At 71.9% G+C, this 15,576-nt stretch carries 16 protein-coding genes and 2 pseudogenes; 9 read left to right on the top strand and 9 right to left on the bottom strand.

Annotated features, from left to right (window positions below):
• The 3 genes and pseudogenes from B277_RS17025 to B277_RS13570 form a co-directional block, all read right to left on the bottom strand.
• Positions 1 to 483, bottom strand: a pseudogene (locus B277_RS17025) (solute carrier family 23 protein); the annotation flags it as partial.
• A complete protein-coding gene (locus B277_RS13575) occupies positions 480 to 1,244 on the bottom strand; it encodes a DUF3027 domain-containing protein (RefSeq protein WP_007929211.1) in 765 nt (254 codons plus the stop codon). The pseudogene B277_RS17025 and the gene B277_RS13575, both read right to left, overlap by 4 nt.
• Position 1,245: 1 nt before the next feature.
• Complete coding sequence (locus B277_RS13570; RefSeq protein ID WP_007929209.1) at positions 1,246 to 1,641, bottom strand: cold-shock protein; 396 nt, start codon at positions 1,639 to 1,641, stop codon at positions 1,246 to 1,248.
• A 126-nt stretch (positions 1,642 to 1,767) separates the two neighbouring features.
• On the opposite strand from B277_RS13570, the gene B277_RS13565 reads away from it, so the two are divergent.
• Entirely contained in the window at positions 1,768 to 3,078 is a 1,311-nt protein-coding gene (locus B277_RS13565) for an MFS transporter (protein WP_007929207.1), read from the top strand.
• Between the two features lie 20 nt (positions 3,079 to 3,098).
• On the opposite strand, the gene B277_RS16205 is transcribed toward B277_RS13565, so the two are convergent.
• Entirely contained in the window at positions 3,099 to 3,338 is a 240-nt protein-coding gene (locus B277_RS16205; RefSeq protein ID WP_051988070.1) for a hypothetical protein, read from the bottom strand.
• A 100-nt stretch (positions 3,339 to 3,438) separates the two neighbouring features.
• Here B277_RS16205 and B277_RS13560 point away from each other — a divergent pair, with 100 nt between their 5' ends.
• Positions 3,439 to 5,295 carry a helicase-associated domain-containing protein gene (locus B277_RS13560; RefSeq protein WP_156811798.1) on the top strand — a complete coding sequence of 619 codons (1,857 nt, stop codon included), beginning with the start codon at positions 3,439 to 3,441 and terminating at the stop codon, positions 5,293 to 5,295.
• A gap of 30 nt (positions 5,296 to 5,325) precedes the next feature.
• Here B277_RS13560 and B277_RS13555 read toward each other — a convergent pair whose 3' ends face one another.
• Positions 5,326 to 6,264 (bottom strand): hydroxymethylglutaryl-CoA lyase, encoded by a 939-nt coding sequence (locus tag B277_RS13555; protein ID WP_007929204.1) that lies wholly within the window; start codon positions 6,262 to 6,264, stop codon positions 5,326 to 5,328.
• Between the two features lie 66 nt (positions 6,265 to 6,330).
• Here B277_RS13555 and B277_RS13550 point away from each other — a divergent pair, with 66 nt between their 5' ends.
• Positions 6,331 to 6,654, top strand: a complete 324-nt coding sequence (locus B277_RS13550) for a hypothetical protein (protein WP_128277271.1) — start codon at positions 6,331 to 6,333, stop codon at positions 6,652 to 6,654.
• A 2-nt stretch (positions 6,655 to 6,656) separates the two neighbouring features.
• Positions 6,657 to 8,294 carry a DNA repair helicase XPB gene (locus B277_RS13545; RefSeq protein ID WP_007929202.1) on the top strand — a complete coding sequence of 546 codons (1,638 nt, stop codon included), beginning with the start codon at positions 6,657 to 6,659 and terminating at the stop codon, positions 8,292 to 8,294.
• 37 nt (positions 8,295 to 8,331) lie between these two features.
• Here B277_RS13545 and ehuA read toward each other — a convergent pair whose 3' ends face one another.
• The 4 genes from ehuA to ehuB are packed head-to-tail and all read right to left on the bottom strand — an operon-like array spanning position 8,332 to position 11,390.
• Positions 8,332 to 9,111 carry an ectoine/hydroxyectoine ABC transporter ATP-binding protein EhuA gene (gene ehuA / locus B277_RS13540; RefSeq protein WP_007929201.1) on the bottom strand — a complete coding sequence of 260 codons (780 nt, stop codon included), beginning with the start codon at positions 9,109 to 9,111 and terminating at the stop codon, positions 8,332 to 8,334.
• A 13-nt stretch (positions 9,112 to 9,124) separates the two neighbouring features.
• A complete protein-coding gene (locus B277_RS13535) occupies positions 9,125 to 9,808 on the bottom strand; it encodes an amino acid ABC transporter permease (protein ID WP_238148197.1) in 684 nt (227 codons plus the stop codon).
• Entirely contained in the window at positions 9,808 to 10,509 is a 702-nt protein-coding gene (gene ehuC, locus B277_RS13530; protein WP_007929199.1) for an ectoine/hydroxyectoine ABC transporter permease subunit EhuC, read from the bottom strand. The genes B277_RS13535 and ehuC overlap by 1 nt, the downstream gene beginning before the upstream one ends.
• Positions 10,506 to 11,390 carry an ectoine/hydroxyectoine ABC transporter substrate-binding protein EhuB gene (gene ehuB, locus B277_RS13525; RefSeq protein ID WP_007929197.1) on the bottom strand — a complete coding sequence of 295 codons (885 nt, stop codon included), beginning with the start codon at positions 11,388 to 11,390 and terminating at the stop codon, positions 10,506 to 10,508. Before ehuB ends, ehuC begins: the two co-directional genes overlap by 4 nt.
• A gap of 197 nt (positions 11,391 to 11,587) precedes the next feature.
• Here ehuB and B277_RS13520 point away from each other — a divergent pair, with 197 nt between their 5' ends.
• The 5 genes and pseudogenes from B277_RS13520 to B277_RS13505 all read left to right on the top strand — a co-directional run.
• On the top strand, positions 11,588 to 12,304 hold the full coding sequence (locus tag B277_RS13520) for a response regulator transcription factor (RefSeq protein ID WP_007929195.1): 717 nt from the start codon (positions 11,588 to 11,590) through the stop codon (positions 12,302 to 12,304).
• Positions 12,305 to 12,311: 7 nt separating this feature from the next.
• Positions 12,312 to 13,238: pseudogene (locus B277_RS20035) on the top strand (HAMP domain-containing protein); the annotation flags it as partial.
• A gap of 253 nt (positions 13,239 to 13,491) precedes the next feature.
• Positions 13,492 to 13,800, top strand: coding sequence for a sensor histidine kinase (locus B277_RS19235; RefSeq protein WP_238539410.1), 309 nt, complete (start codon positions 13,492 to 13,494; stop codon positions 13,798 to 13,800).
• 188 nt (positions 13,801 to 13,988) lie between these two features.
• Positions 13,989 to 15,137 (top strand): S1C family serine protease, encoded by a 1,149-nt coding sequence (locus B277_RS13510; protein WP_007929181.1) that lies wholly within the window; start codon positions 13,989 to 13,991, stop codon positions 15,135 to 15,137.
• A 239-nt stretch (positions 15,138 to 15,376) separates the two neighbouring features.
• Positions 15,377 to 15,576 (top strand): hypothetical protein (locus tag B277_RS13505; RefSeq protein WP_007929179.1); only part of this gene is annotated, 200 nt, incomplete at its 3' end.

Raw genomic sequence — 15,576 nt, 5'->3', positions numbered from 1 at the left:
GCGACGGAGATGGCCGGTCTTGAGCGGCGCCGGCACGGCGTGCAGCACGCCTGCGGAAGCCGGTGAGCACGAGCAGCAGGATGATCAGGCCCTCGAGGACCACGAGGCCCATCGCGTCCGCCCAGGTCATCTCCGGCAGCTTGGCGATGCCGAAGGCGACGAAGGCGTTGAGCCCCAAGCCCGCGGCGAGGGCCAGCGGGTAGTTGGCCACGACCCCCATGAGCAGCGTCATGACACCCGCCACGAGGGCGGTGCACGCCGCGACCATCGCGAGGTTGGGCTCGTCGCCCCCACCGAGGAAGCCGCCCGTCGAGTCGGCCTGGGTCCCGATGATCAGCGGTTGAGGACGACGATGTAGGCCATCGTGAAGAAGGTCGCGAAGCCACCGCGGACCTCCCGGCCGATCGTCGAGCCACGCTCGTGGATCTTGAAGTACCGCTCGATCGCGGAGCCCTCCGCAGGGGGCGCAGTAGGCGTGCTCACAGGGTCTCCAGCACCTCGTCGTCCAGGATCGGTGTCCCGACCTGCTCCGGCTCGGGGGCGTCCATGTCGACCTCCGAGTGCGCGCCGCAGCCGTGGTCCCTGCTGACGACCGTGCCGTCGCTCGGGCTCCACTCGTTGGCGCAGACGCCGAAGACGGAGCGCAGCGCGCCCGCCATCGGCAGGAAGTAGCCGCAGCCGTCGCACCGCGCCGGCGCCTTGACGGCGACCTCGGCGGTCGGCCCGTGGCTGCCGTCGTACCACCGCTGCGCGGCGCGGTCGCGGCCCTCCGCGGAGAGCACCCGGGGGCGGCCGAGGCCGAGCTCCCACAGCGCGACGGCGTCGACGTCCTCCTCGCCCGTGGCCTCGAAGCCGGCCTCGAGGTTGGGGTCGTCGTCGACCTTGGGCGTCACGTCCCCCGGGCCGACGTCGCCGGGCGCGAGGCGCTCGGCCCACGGCAGCCACTCCGGGGAGAGGATCGCGCCGTCGCCGGGCAGCAGCTGCGACTCGCAGACGGTCGCGCTCTTGGAGCGCGGGGCGCGGGTGACGGTGACGGCCCAGTTCCAGCCGCCGTACCCGGGCAGGGTCGCGGCGAACCAGTGGGTGCCGAGCCGCTCGGCGTCGAGGGTGAAGCCGACGTGCTCGCCGACGCCCTCCCCCTTCGTCGCCTCGAGCAGCTCACGGCGGGCCGGCTCGACAGCAGCCGCGAGGACGGCATCGGCCTTCGGCCGGGCCTTGCGGGTCCGGGTGGCGGTCTCGGTCATCTCAGCCCTCCAGGTCGTCGGCGACCCGGCGCAGGACCTGCGCGACCTTGGCGCCCTGCGCCTTGTCAGGGTAGCGCCCGCGACGCAGGCCGTTGCCGACGTTGTCGAGGAGCTTGATGACGTCCTCGACGATGGCGGCCATGTCCTCGGCACCCTTGCGGTCGCGCTGGCGCAGGTTGGAGCTGACGCTCGGGGGCGCGTCGAGGACCTTGACCGACAGCGCCTGGGCGCCGCGGCGCCCCTCGACGATGCCGTAGTCCACGCGGGTGCCGCCCTTGAGGGTCGTCGTGCCCTCGGGCAGGGCGTTGGCGTGGAGGAAGATGTCCGCGCCGTCATCCCCGGAGATGAAGCCGAAACCCTTCTCCGCGTCGTACCACTTGACCTTGCCAGTAGGCACCGTGCACCTCTTGCTCGCATACGAAAGTGTGTGGGCGCACGGGACCGTGCACCACCGACAAGGCTAACCCGTGCGGGCCAAAACCCGGTGGTCGGATGTCGGCGGTCTGGGGCAGCATTGCCCCTCGTGACCACGCTGCCCAAGGACCTCGCCGCCCACGAGATCGGGCCGGGTCTGGCCGGCTTCTGGCGGGCGCTGCCGCGCGAAGGGCGGTTCCTCCTCTCCACCGTCGCGCTCCAGCACCTCGGGCGGGGCATGACTCTGCCCTTCACCGTGATCTACCTGCACGAGGTGCGGCACTTCTCCCTCGACGCGGCGGGCACGATCATGGCCCTGCTCGCCCTCGTCGCGGCGCTCGCCGCGGGCCCGATGGGCAGCCTCACCGACCGGCTCGGCGCCCGGTGGATGCTCATCAGCGCCGGGGTCGCCCAGAGCCTCGGTGCGGTGGCGATGGCCTTCGCGACCTCGTTGCCCGTGGCCGTGCTCGGCGCCGTGCTCATGGGGCTCTCGCAGAGCATCGGCTGGTCGGCGTCCAACACCTTCATCTCCGCGCTCGTGCGCGGGCCGCTGCGGCAGCGGTACTTCGGGGTCAACTTCGCCCTGCTCAACCTCGGCATCGGGGTCGGCGGGCTCATCGCGGGCGCCTTCGTCGACGTCGCCCGGCCGGTGACCTTCGAGGCGATCTTCCTCCTCGACGCCGTGCTCGTGCTCATCCCGGGCATCTGGCTGCTCGGCCCGCTGCGGCACGTGCACGCCCGCGCCGAGCACCCGGGCGACGGCTCGTCCGCCGCCACCTACGCGACGGTCCTGCGGCTGCCCGGCATGCGGTGGGTGCTGCTCCTGGCGATCCTCACGAGCTTCGTCGGCTACGGGCAGTTCGAGGCCGGCGTGCCCGCCTTCGCGCGGACCATCTCGCAGGTGGGCACCGAGACGATCGGCGTGCTCTTCGCGTGCAACACCGCGGTGATCGTCCTGCTGCAGTTCTGGGTGCTCCACCGCATCGAGGGCCACCGGCGCACCCGCATCGGCCTGCTCATGCTCGTCATCTGGCTCTGTGCCTGGGGCGCGATGGGCCTGAGCGGCCTCCTGCCCGACACCCTCGCGGCGGCGGCGCTCGTCGTCCTCTTCGGGGCGCTCTTCGGGCTGGGCGAGACCCTGCTCCAGCCGACGCTGCCGGCGATCACCAACGACATGGCGCCCGACCACCTGCGCGGGCGGGTCAACGCGGCCCAGTCGACCGCCTTCATGGGCGGCGGGGTCCTCGGGCCGCTCGCCGCGGGCTTCCTGCTCGACCGCGACCTCGGGGGCCTCTTCATCGGCATCATCATCGGGGGCCTGGCCGTCACCGCGTGGGTCATGCTGCGGCTCGAGCGGATCATCAGCCCGGCGGTCAACGGCGTCCTCGTGACCGCCGGCGACGAGCAGCCCGTCCGCTGAACTACCGTGAGGCGGTGCGATCACTCGCCGAGGACATCCGCCACCGCTCCGACGTCGAGCTCGTGGCCCTGCTCGACCTGCGCCCGGACCTGGCCCGGCCGCAGCCGGCCGACCTGACCGCCCTCGCGGCCCGGGCGAGCACCCGGGCCAGCACCGCCCGCGCCGTCGACCACCTCGACCTGCCGCACCTCACCGCCCTGCAGGCCTGCGCGGTGACGGGCAGCACCGACCCGGCGGTCATCGCCCCCCCTCCTCGGCACGGACGAAGGGGGCGCCGCCCCCTTCGTCGAGCACCTGACCACCGCCGCCCTGCTGTGGCGGTCCACCGACGGGCTCGCCCTCTCCCGCACGGTCGTCGACGTGCTCGGCCCGCACCCCGCAGGCCTGGGCCCGACGGCCCACAGCCTCGGCCACGCCCTCCCCGACGACCTCGCGGGAGCGGTGGCCGATCTCTCCCCGGAGGCGCGGCGGGTCCTCGAGCGGGTCGCCCTGCACGGCCCGACCGCGACGGTGCCCACCGACCCCGCGAGCCGCGCCGGCCAGGCCGTGGCCGAGCTCGTCGACACCGGTCTCGTCGCGGCGCCCGACGCCGAGCACGTGCTCGTGCCCCGCGAGGTGGCCCTCGTCGTGCGCGGCGGCCGTCTCGTCGACGCACCCCTCGACGAGACGACGTCGACCGCGCGCACCCTCTCCCCCGACGACGTCGACCGGGCCGCGACCGCCGCCGCGACCGAGCTCGTCGCGCTCGTCGACGAGCTGCTCGACCACCTCGACGAGACGAGCCCTCGGGTGCTGCGCAGCGGCGGGATGGCCGTGCGCGACCTGCGATCGCTCGCCGGTCGGGTCGACCTCGACGAGCCGGCGACGACCTTCCTCCTCGAGCTGGCGCTCGGGGCCCAGCTGCTCGCCGACGACCACGCCCTCGAGCCCACCTGGCGGCTGACGAGCGTCGTCGACGAGTGGCGGGCGCGCTCGACCGCTGACCGGTGGGCGGCCCTGGCCGGGCCGTGGCTCGACTCGCTCCGGGCCAGCGTCGTCCCGGCCCCCGAGGACGGCGGGCGGGTCAACGCCCTGTCCGAGGGCATGGTCTGGCCGCCCGTCCGGGCGCTGCGCCACGAGGTGCTCGACATCCTCGCCGCGCTGCCCGAGGGCAGCGCCCCCGACCTCGAGGAGGTGATGCGCCGCCTGCGTCACCGTCGGCCACGCCGCATGCCGCACGGGGCCGACGAGGCCGTCGCCGCCCTGCTGCGCGAGGGCGAGCAGCTCGGGGTGACCGGGCGCGGGGCCCTGGGCTCCTTCGGGCGGCTGCTCACCACCGACGCCGCGCGGGCCGGTCAGCACCTGGCCGAGCTCGTCCCGGAGCCCGTCGACCGGCTGCTGCTCCAGGCCGACCTCACCGCGATCGTCCCCGGCACACCCGTCCCCGAGCTCGCCGCCCTGCTGCGGCGCAGCGCGACCCTTGAGTCACGGGGTGGGGCGAGCGTGCACCGCTTCACCGAGACCTCGCTGCGGGCCGCGCTCGACGCGGGCTGGACCGCCGACGACCTGCTCGACACGCTCAGCCGCTACAGCGCCGGGCCGGTGCCGCAGCCCCTCGACTACCTCGTGCGCGACGTCGCCCGACGCCACGGCCAGCTGCTCGTCGGCGCCGCGGGCAGCTACCTGCGCAGCGACGACCCCACGCACCTCGAGGCCCTGCTCACCCACCGCGAGCTCTCCCACCTGCAGCTGCGGCAGCTCGCCCCGACCGTGCTCGTCAGCCCGGTCGGGCCGACGGTCCTACTCGAGGCGCTGCGCGAGGTGGGGTCCGCACCCGCGCTCGAAGGCCCCGGAGGCGTCGTCTCGAGCCGACCGGGTGCTCCACGCATCACCCCGCGCCGGGCCCGCCCGGTCACCGAGATCGCGCCCGAGCCCTCCGACGAGGTCGTCCGTCGCCTGCGCGAGGGCGAGGCCCGCGCCGACCGGCAGCGCGCCCTCCCGCACGACGACGGGCCGGTGATCCCCGCCCTCGACCCGGCGAGCAGCGCGGCCCTGCTCCGCGAGGCCGCCGCCGACCGCCTGCCCGTCTGGCTCGGGGTCACCGATGCCGTCGGCGCCACCCGCCGCCTGCTCTTCCACCCGACGAGCATCGATGGAGGCCGCGTCGGTGGCGAGGTCGACGCCGTGCACCAGGTCTTCTCCCTCCACCGGATCACGGGCGTCGTCATCGACGGGTGAGGCACCCCCTTCGTCAGGGGCGGCGGCCGGTCACCCGCCGGACAGGGCCTTGACCACCCGCGACGGCGACGGGCGGCCGAGCTGCTCGGCCATCCACACGCTCGTCGCGACGAGGGCGTCGAGGTCGATGCCCGTCTCGACGCCGGCGCCGTCGAGCAGCCACACGAGGTCCTCGGTGGCGAGGTTGCCGGTGGCCGACTTCGCGTAGGGGCAGCCGCCGAGGCCACCGGTCGAGGCGTCGACGACGGTGACGCCAGCGCGTAGCGCGGTGAGCGTGTTGGTCAGCGCCTGGCCGTAGGTGTCGTGGAAGTGCACGCCGATCCGGTCCACGCCGATGCCGCGCTGGCCGAGGGCTTCGAGCAGCGCCTCGACGTGACCCGCCGTGCCGGTGCCGATCGTGTCGCCGATGGAGAGCTGGTCGCAGCCGAGGTCCATGAGCTCGGCACAGGCATCCGCCACCCGGTCGACGGGCACCGGCCCCTTCCACGGGTCGCCGAAGCACATCGACACGTAGGCCCGCACCCACAGGCCGGCGTCCTGCGCGCGCCTGACGACGGGGCTGAACATCTCGACCGACTCCGCGCGCGAGCGCCCGAGGTTCTTGTGGGCGAAGGTCTCCGTCGCGCTGCCGAAGATCGCGACCGCCCCGACGCCCGCCTCGAGGGCCCGGTCGAGGCCGCGCTCGTTGGGCACGAGCACCGGACGAAGCGGGCCCCGCCCCGCCTCGCCGAGGTCGGCGAGCAGGTCGGTCGCGTCGGCGAGCTGGGGAACCCAGCGCGGCGAGACGAAGGACGTGGTCTCGACGGTCTGCAGGCCGGCCGCGATGATCCGGCGGATGAACTCCGCCTTCGTCGCCGTGGGGACGGTCGCTGCCTCGTTCTGCAGCCCGTCCCGGGGGCCGACCTCGTAGACGGTGACCTTGTCGGGCAGACCGTCCATCGGCTGGGTCTGCGGCAGTGCACGACTCATGAGGTCATCCTCCCATCACGTACCGTGGGCCCGTGGCCTGCCCGTGCAGGCGAGGGAGGAGGCACCGTGAGCATGGACCCGTACCCGTACCCCGTCCCGGGTCACGCACCCCTGCCGCCTCCGCCGAACCCCTACCCGCCGCCCCAGCCGCCCAACTCGTCGGCGATCGTGCTCATCGTCTTCAGCGGGCTGGCGCTCCTCAGCGGGTACTGCTGCTACATCGGCATCCCGAGCCTCGTCTTCGGCATCCTCGGCGTGACCCAGCACGCGAGCGACCCGGAGGGGGCCGCCCGGATGACCCGCATCGGGTGGGTCGTCTTCGCCGCCCTCGTCCTGCTCACCCTCCTGGTGATCGGCGGCTTCTTCGTCTACGCCGTCATGGAGAGCTGACCGTGGCACTCGACGGGGCGCTCATCGTCCAGAGCGACAAGACCCTGCTGCTCGAGGTCGACCACGAGCGGTCGGCGGAGGCACGCCGGGCCATCGCCCCCTTCGCCGAGCTGGAGCGCGCCCCCGAGCACATCCACACCTACCGGGTCACCCCGCTCGGCCTGTGGAATGCCCGCGCCGCCGGCCACGACGCCGAGCAGGTCGTCGACGCCCTCATCACGCACTCGCGCTACCCCGTGCCGCAGGCACTGCTCGTCGACGTCGCCGAGACGATGGACCGCTACGGGCGGCTCGTGCTCGACAAGGACGGCGACCAGCTCGTGCTGCGCACGACCGACCGGGCTGTGCTCACCGAGGTCCTGCGGCACAAGAAGATCCGGCCGCTGCTCGGCGAGCAGCTCTCCCCCGACGAGGTCGTCGTCCACCCCTCCGAGCGGGGCACCCTCAAGCAGGAGCTGCTCAAGGTGGGCTGGCCGGCCGACGACCGTGCCGGCTATGTCGACGGCGAGGCGCACCCCATCTCCCTGACCGAGGACGGGTGGACCCTGCGGCCCTACCAGCAGCAGGCGGTCGACGGCTTCTGGGACGGCGGCTCCGGCGTCGTCGTCCTGCCCTGCGGCGCCGGCAAGACGCTCGTCGGCGCCGGGGCGATGGCCGCGGCCAAGGCGACGACCCTCATCCTCGTGACCAACACGGTGAGCGCCCGCCAGTGGAAGCAGGAGCTGCTCGAGCGCACCACGCTCACCGAGGACGAGATCGGCGAGTACTCGGGTGCCCGCAAGGAGATCCGCCCCGTCACCATCGCGACGTACCAGGTGCTCACGCTCAAGCGCAAGGGCGCATACCCGCATCTCGACCTGCTCGACGCCCGCGACTGGGGGCTCGTCGTCTACGACGAGGTGCACCTGCTGCCCGCCCCGATCTTCCGGATGACCGCCGACCTGCAGGCGCGCCGGCGACTCGGGCTCACCGCCACCCTCGTGCGCGAGGACGGCCGCGAGGCCGACGTCTTCTCCCTCATCGGGCCCAAGCGCTACGACGCGCCGTGGAAGGACATCGAGGCTCAGGGCTACATCGCCCCCGCCGACTGCGTCGAGGTCCGGGTGACGCTCACCGACGCCGAGCGGATGGCCTACGCCACCGCCGAGGCCGACGACCGGTACCGGCTCGCCTCGTGCTCGCCGGTCAAGCTCGGCGTCGTCCGCGAGCTCGTCGAGCGACACCGCGGCGAGCCGACCCTGATCATCGGGCAGTACCTGGACCAGCTCCACGAGCTGTCGGAGCAGCTCGATGCCGACCTCATCACCGGCGAGACGCCCGTCAAGCAGCGGCAGGAGCTCTTCGCCGACTTCCGCGAAGGGCGCTCCAGCCTCCTCGTCGTCTCCAAGGTGGCCAATTTTTCGGTCGACCTGCCGGAGGCGAGCGTCGCGATCCAGGTGAGCGGCACCTTCGGCTCCCGGCAGGAGGAGGCGCAGCGGCTCGGCCGGGTCCTCCGCCCGAAGGAGGACGGCCGCACCGCGCACTTCTACACCGTCGTCACCCGCGACACGGTCGACGCGGAGTTCGCCGCCCACCGCCAGCGCTTCCTCGCCGAGCAGGGCTACGCCTACCGCATCCTCGACGCCGACGACCTCGCCTGAGACTGCCTAGCCCGACGGCAACGCAGGGTGGACGGAGTCAGAGGATCGACGTCAGGAAGCGCTTCGTCCGCTCGTGGGTCGGGTTGCCGAGGACCTCGTCCGGTGGCCCCTGCTCGAGCACCTGACCGCCGTCGAACATCATCACCTTGTGCGAGACGTCGCGGGCGAACGTCATCTCGTGCGTGACGATGAGCATCGAGATGTCCGTCGAGTCGGCGACGTCGCGCAGGACCTGCAGCACATCGCCGACGAGCTCGGGGTCGAGCGCTGACGTCACCTCGTCGAGCAGCAGGATCTTGGGGTCCATCGCCAGCGCCCTGGCGATCGCCACCCGCTGCTTCTGCCCACCCGACAGGCGGCTGGGGTGCTCCTCCGCACGGTCCTTGAGCCCCACCTGGTCGAGCAGGGCGAGACCGCGCTCGCGCGCCTCCTCCTTGCTCCGCCCGAGGACGTGCACGGGCGCCTCGGTGACGTTGTCGATGACCGACATGTTGGGGAAGAGGTTGAAGTGCTGGAAGACCATGCCGATCTTGCGGCGGGTGGCGGCGACCTCCTTCTCGCGCAGGCGGATCCGTCGGCCGTCGCGCCGGTCGTGGGTCAGCGGCTGGCCGTCGATCCAGATGTAGCCACCGGTCAGCTCCTCGAGCGTCATGACGAGGCGGAGGATCGTCGTCTTGCCCGACCCGCTCGGGCCGATGAGCGTGACCCGCTCGCCCTGGGCGACGTCGAAGTTCAGCCCGGACAGGACGGTGTGGTCACCGAAGGACTTCTCGACGTCCTCGAAGCGGATGACGGGCTGGCCCGGCGAAGGGGGCATCCCCCCGGTCTGGTCAGTAGACAAGAGCTTTTTCCAATCTGCGGACGGCGAAGGCGGTGACGAGGCTCGCGACGAGGAAGATCAGGCCCGCGATGGTGAAGGCCTCGTTGTACCGGAACGTGGAGTCGCCGGCCTGCTGGGCGACGGTGACCATCTCGAGCACGGAGATCGCGAAGAGATAGGGCGTGTCCTTGAACATCGAGATCGTCCAGTTGCCGAGCGCGGGCAGGGTCGCGCGCAGGGCCTGCGGCAGGACGATCGCGCGCCAGGTGCGACCGAGCGGCAGGCTGAGCGCACGCGCAGCCTCCCACTGGCCCCTGTCGACGGAGGCGATGCCGGCGATGTACGACTCGGCCATGTAGGTCGCGTAGTGCAGCCCGATGACGGCTGTGCCGACCCACAGCAGGTCCCAGCTGACCGGGACGAGGTAGCTGACGAACATCAGCTGGATGATGAGCGGGGTCATGCGCACGACGTCCATGACCCAGCGCAGTCCGGCCGCGAGTGCCCGCGGGAGGGACTGTGTGGCGACGGCGAGCAGCAGCCCGACGACGACGGCAACGGCCGTGCCGACCACGGTGATGAGCAGGGTGGCTCGGACGAAGGCCGAGAGCAGCTCCGGGAGCATCTCGGCGGCCGCCTCCCAGCTCCAGAACTCCTCGAAGGTGATGGCGGGGACCATCGTGGGAGATGTCATCACAGAGCCACCCCCGCACCGGCGTGTGCGCCGCGGACCGGGAGGCCCAGGCGGCGACGGGCGCGCTTCTCCAGGTGACGCAGGGCCTGGGAGAAGACGAGCGCGATGAGGTAGTAGATGACGAGCCCGACGCCGAAGGCGAGGATCGTGTCGCCGGTCGACGCGCGCAGCTCGTCGATCTCGTAGGTGAGGTCCTGCAGCCCGATGAAGAGCGCCACGGCGGTGCCCTTGATGAGCATGACGAGCAGGTTGTTGTAGCCCGAGAGCATGAGCACCCAGGCCTGCGGCCAGATGATCCGTCGCATGCGGGTCAGGGGCGACATGTTGAGCGCGGTGGCGCCCTCCCACTGGCCGCGGTCGACGGCATTGATCGAGCCCCGCACGATCTCCGCCCCGTAGGCGCCGTAGTTGAGGCCGAGCGCGATGACGCCGGTGAGCACGGCGTCCATGCTCACGCCGAAGAGCGGCATGACGTAGTACAGCCAGAAGAGCTGGACGACGAGCGAGGTGCCGCGGAAGAACTCGACGACGACGGCGGCCAGCCAGCGCAGCGGAGCGACCGGGCTGATGCTCACCAGCCCGAGGACGACGGACACGAGGAAGGCCACCAGGGCCCCGCCGAGGGTCAGCTGGAGCGTGACCAGCACGCCCTCGATGATCCTGGGCAGGGCGTCCTGGAGGTCCTCGATCCGGTCGGTCACTCCGCGTCCGGCAGCTCGCCCTTGCAGAGCTGCTCGGTCGTCAGGTCGCCCTTGGGCCGCTCAGCGTCCGTGAAGCCGAACTCGCCGATGACGTCCGTGTAGGCCTTCTCGTCGCCGGTGATCTTGGCCAGCTCCTTGTTGTAGGCCTCACGGAGGGTGTCGTCGCCCTTCTTGAAGACCGTGGCGCCGGCGCCGACCTGCTCCTTGCCGTCGACGACGGCGACGAAGGGTTCAGTCACCTCGACCTTCGCGTCGGGGTTCTTCTCGTCCATGGTCCGCAGCGAGATGCCGGTCAGGGCGAAGACGTCACTGCGGCCCCGGGTGACCGCCTCCATGCCGTCCTGCGGACTCTTGACCTGGGTGGCCTTGATGTCGAGCGCCTTGGCGTAGTCCGACTCGATGGCACCGCTCATGGTGGTGAGCTTTGCGCCGGACTTCTTGACGTCGTCGAGCGTCTTGAGGTTCTTGGGGTTGCCCTCGGGCACCATGAGCGCCGTCGTGTAGACGATCTCCGGGTCGCCGAAGTCTGCCTCCTTGCACCGGTCGGGCAGGATCGACATGCCCGCCGAGATCGCGTCGTAGCGGCCGGCCTTCAGGCCGGGGATGAGGGCACCCCACTCGGTCTTGACGCCCTTGACCTCGTCGATGCCCATCTCCTTGAAGACCTTCTTGTGCAGGGCGATCGTCGCGCCGGTGAGCTCCCCGTCCTCCTCGAAGGAGTAGGGCTCCTCGCCGGCGAAGGCGACGGTGATCGTCCCCTTCTCCTGCAGCTCGGCCAACTTGTCGCCGGACGAGCTGTCCGATCCGGAGTCGCCGCAGGCCGCGAGGGCCAGGGCGAGGGTGAGAGCGGCCGTCCCGGCCAGAGTTCGAGTGTGACGCACGAGTTCCTCCCCGTCGGAGGTCTTCCCCGGGTCCGTCCCGATCCTCCGATCGCCTCCACCCGACCAAAAGAGACGGCCGAAGGGGGGGCGTGGGCCCCCCGACCACCCCCTTCGTTGTCACTCCGTGACCCACGTCATGGGCACGCCGCCCAGCAGACGTCCAGCCCACACCCAGACAACGGGCGCACACTCGAAGGGTGAGCACGCACACCACCTCTGCCGAGACGAGCCCCCACCTGCTCGTCGTCGAGGACGAGCCCAACATCCGCGAGCTGCTCGCGACCTCCCTGCGCTTCGCGGGTTTCGAGGTCGAGGTCGCGGGCGACGGGGAGAGCGCCATCGACGCCGTGCACCGCATGGAGCCCGACCTCATCGTCCTCGACGTCATGCTCCCCGACATCGACGGCTTCGAGGTCGCCTCTCGCCTGCGGGCCACCGAGCGGCACCAGCCGATCCTCTTCCTCACCGCCCGCGACTCGCTCGACGACAAGATCAAGGGCCTGACCGTCGGGGGCGACGACTACGTCACCAAGCCCTTCTCCCTCGAGGAAGTCATCGCGCGCATCCGCGTCATCCTGCGACGCACCCAGGACGTGCCCTCCGCCGACGCCGTCCTGCAGTTCGCCGACCTCGAGCTCGACGACGAGGCCCACGAGGTGCGCCGCGCCGGCCGCTCGATCGACGTCTCGCCCACGGAGTTCAAGCTCCTGCGCTATCTCATGCTCAATCCCAACCGCGTGCTGTCCAAGGCGCAGATCCTCGACCACGTGTGGGACTACGACTTCCGCGGCGAGATGGGCATCGTCGAGTCCTACATCTCCTACCTGCGCCGCAAGATCGACACCGAGGGACTGCCCCCGCTCATCCACACCAAGCGCGGCTTCGGCTACGTGCTGCGCCTGCCTCCGGAGTGAGTCCCCGATGAGCCTGGAGCGGGTCACCGCACCCGTCGTCCGCAAGCTCGAGGCGATGCCGCTCACCTGGCGGCTCGTCACCATCCTGCTCGTCCTGCTGCTCGCGGCGCTGATGGCGACCTCGCTGGCGACCGCGTGGCTCGTCCAGCGTGACCTCAAGGCCAATGTCGACGACCAGCTGCGAGCGGTCGCCGTCCCCATCGCCGAGGACACCTCCGCCGTGACGATCGGCGGGGAGAGCAACGACGACTTCTACAGCCAGGACCTGCGCACCGGCCCGACCAACTTCTTCTTCGTGCGTCAGCCCTCCGACGGCTCCGCCTGGCAGTACCGCTTCCCGACCGGGGAGGCCTCCCGGCCCGACGTGCCCGTGCTCAGCCTCGACGACCCCCGGGTCCGCAGCGGGCAGCCCTTCACCGTCTCCTCCATCGACGGCACGACCCGGTGGCGCTTCATCGCCGGCCACTACACGACCCCCGACAACTCGACGTTCGCCGTCGGCATGCCGATGACGGGGGTCAACAAGATCATCAGCCGCTTCGCCATCGTCACGACGAGCCTCGGCCTGGCCGCCCTCGTCACCTGCGGCGTCCTCGGCTGGTTCGCCACCCGCCGGGCCTTCCGCCCCCTTCGTCGCATCGAGGACACCGCCGCCGGCATCGCGGCCGGCGACCTGACGCGACGGGTGCCGGTCCGCCACAGCCACGACGAGGTCGCGAGCCTCAGCGACTCGCTCAACGCGATGCTCGGTCAGGTCGAGCGCAGCTTCGCCCTCCAGGAGGCGTCCGAGACGCGGATGCGGCAGTTCGTCGCCGACGCCAGCCACGAGCTGCGCACCCCGCTGGCGACCGTCCGCGGCTACGCCGAGCTCTACCGGCAAGGGGCCGTGCAGGGCCCCGAGCACACGGCCCAGGCGATGGACCGCATCGAGGGCGAGGCCTCCCGCATGACCGGGCTGGTCGACGACCTGCTACTGCTCGCCCGCCTCGACGACCAACGCCCCCCTCGAGCTCACCGACGTCGACCTCGTCGTCCTCGCCGCCGAGACCGTGCACGACGCCCGTGCCCGGGCCCCGCACCGCCGGGTCCAGCTCGTCGGTCTCGACGGCGAGCTCAGCCCCGTCGTGCTGCGCGGCGACGACAGCCGACTGCGTCAGGTGCTCAGCAACCTCATCGGCAACGCCCTCATGCACACGGCCGACGACGTGCTCGTCGAGGTGCGCACCGGGCAGGTCGGCGACCGGGCGGTCGTCGAGGTCCGCGACCACGGTGCGGGCATCGAACCCGACGTCGCCGAGCGGGTCTTCGAGCGCTTCTTCCGGGTCGACAAGGCGCGCTCCCGGGCACGCGGGGGCAGCGGCCTCGGCCTGGCCATCGTCGCGGCGATCGTCGGGCAGCACCAGGGCCGGGTCCGGGTCCTCGAGACACCCGGAGGCGGAGCGACCTTCCGCGTCGAGCTGCCCGGGACGACCCCCGAGCGCCCCGCCCGCGTGTGATCGTCACAGCCAGCTGACAGGCAACACCGAGCCGGGCCCGAAGTTGACGGAGCAGTGTGGGTCACACAGCCTCGACAAGGAGCACTCGATGGACCACCCGACTGCGCCGTACCCGACCTATGCGACCGCCCTGTCGACGCCTCCCCCCGCCGCGTCTGCGCCGGCGCCGGGGTCGGCGCATCGGGGAGATGACCGCCGTCGGTCTGCTCTCCGCTGTCCTGGCCTCCGGCGGCACGTGGGGCGTCATCTCCCTCACCGACCCCGGCCCGACCGGTACCACGTCGGCGGCAAGCAGCACCGCGGTCGGCTCCGGTGCGAGCGTCGTGCCGGTGAGCAGCGCCGCCAAGACCAACCCGGACTGGAATGCCGTGACCGCGGCCGTCTCCCCGAGCGTCGTGTCGATCACCGTCGAGGGCAACGGCTCCGGCGGCCAGGGCTCTGGGGTCGTCATCGACGACTCCGGCCACGTGCTCACCAACCACCACGTCGTGAGCGGCGCCGGCGACGACGCCAAGATCACCGTGACCCTCTCCGACGGCAAGACCTATGCCGCGACGATCGCCGGCGAGGACGCGTCGACCGACCTGGCCGTCGTCAGCCTCACTGACCCTCCGGACGACCTGCGCCCGATCACCATCGGCTCGTCGCAGCAGCTGCAGGTCGGTGACCCCGTCATGGCGGTGGGCAACCCGCTCGGCCTCTCCGGGACCGTGACCACCGGCATCGTCAGCGCCCTCGACCGACCGGTGACGACGAGCTCGGCCGACGAGCAGGAGCAGCAGGGCTCTCCCTTCGGCCCGCAGCAACAGTCCAGCTCCACGCCCGTGGTGACCTCCGCGATCCAGACCTCGGCGGCCGTCAACCCCGGCAACTCCGGCGGGGCCCTCGTCGACGCCTCCGGCCGCCTCGTCGGCATCAACTCGTCGATCGCCACCCTCGGCGGGTCCGAGGGGCAGTCGGGGAGCATCGGCATCGGCTTCGCCATCCCCGTCGACGAGGCCCAGTGGATCGCCGAGCAGCTCATCGAGGACGGCACGGCGCAGCACGCCTTCCTCGGCGTCACCCCGACCGACGGCACGGCCACCGTCGGGTCTGCCACCCGGTCCGGCGCCGAGATCCGCAGCGTGACCTCGGGCAGCCCGGCCGAGGACGCCGGTCTGCGCGAGGGCGACCTCGTCGTCGGGGTCGACGACAGCCCGGTCACCTCGGCCGAGTCGCTCGTCGGGCTCGTCCACGCCCGCCGCATCGACACCCAGGTCGAGCTGACCGTCGTCCGCGACGGCCGGGAGGAGCAGGTCACCGCCACCCTCGGCACCGCCCCGACCGCCCAGGGCTGAGCAGGCTCAGCCGACTCACAGGTCGATGCCAGCGGCGTCCAAGACGGGTGTCGCAGGATGGGCTCAGGAGCACAGGACAAGGGAAGCAACGGTCACGATCGTCTCCTCCCCCGACGTGGACACCGACTTCCTCCGGCTCCCACAGGGGTGCTACCCCCGCCTTCGGGTGTGGCGTCTGAAGGCGGCGCTGAGTAGCCGAACTCATGCCCCCGGTGTGCTGGTCCCAGCACACTGGGGGCATGAGCACGTCAGGAACCCCCGCCGACCGGGTCCGCGCGATCGAGGACGACTTCGCCGACGCGATGACCCGGATGTACCGCGTCGGCAACGACCTCGCCCGGCTGCGCGCCAGCCTCGTCGCCGAGGCCGAGACCCCGGCCGAGTGGACACCGGTCGCAGCGCCCACCCCCCGCACCCGCCGCAGCGCCCACCCCCCGCA

Origin of the sequence: Janibacter hoylei PVAS-1 (assembly GCF_000297495.1) — a bacterium.
Classification (GTDB): Bacteria; Actinomycetota; Actinomycetes; order Actinomycetales; family Dermatophilaceae; genus Janibacter; species Janibacter hoylei.
The sequence above is the reverse complement of the archived record's forward strand: the minus strand, read 5'-3'. Positions and strand labels throughout refer to the sequence as shown.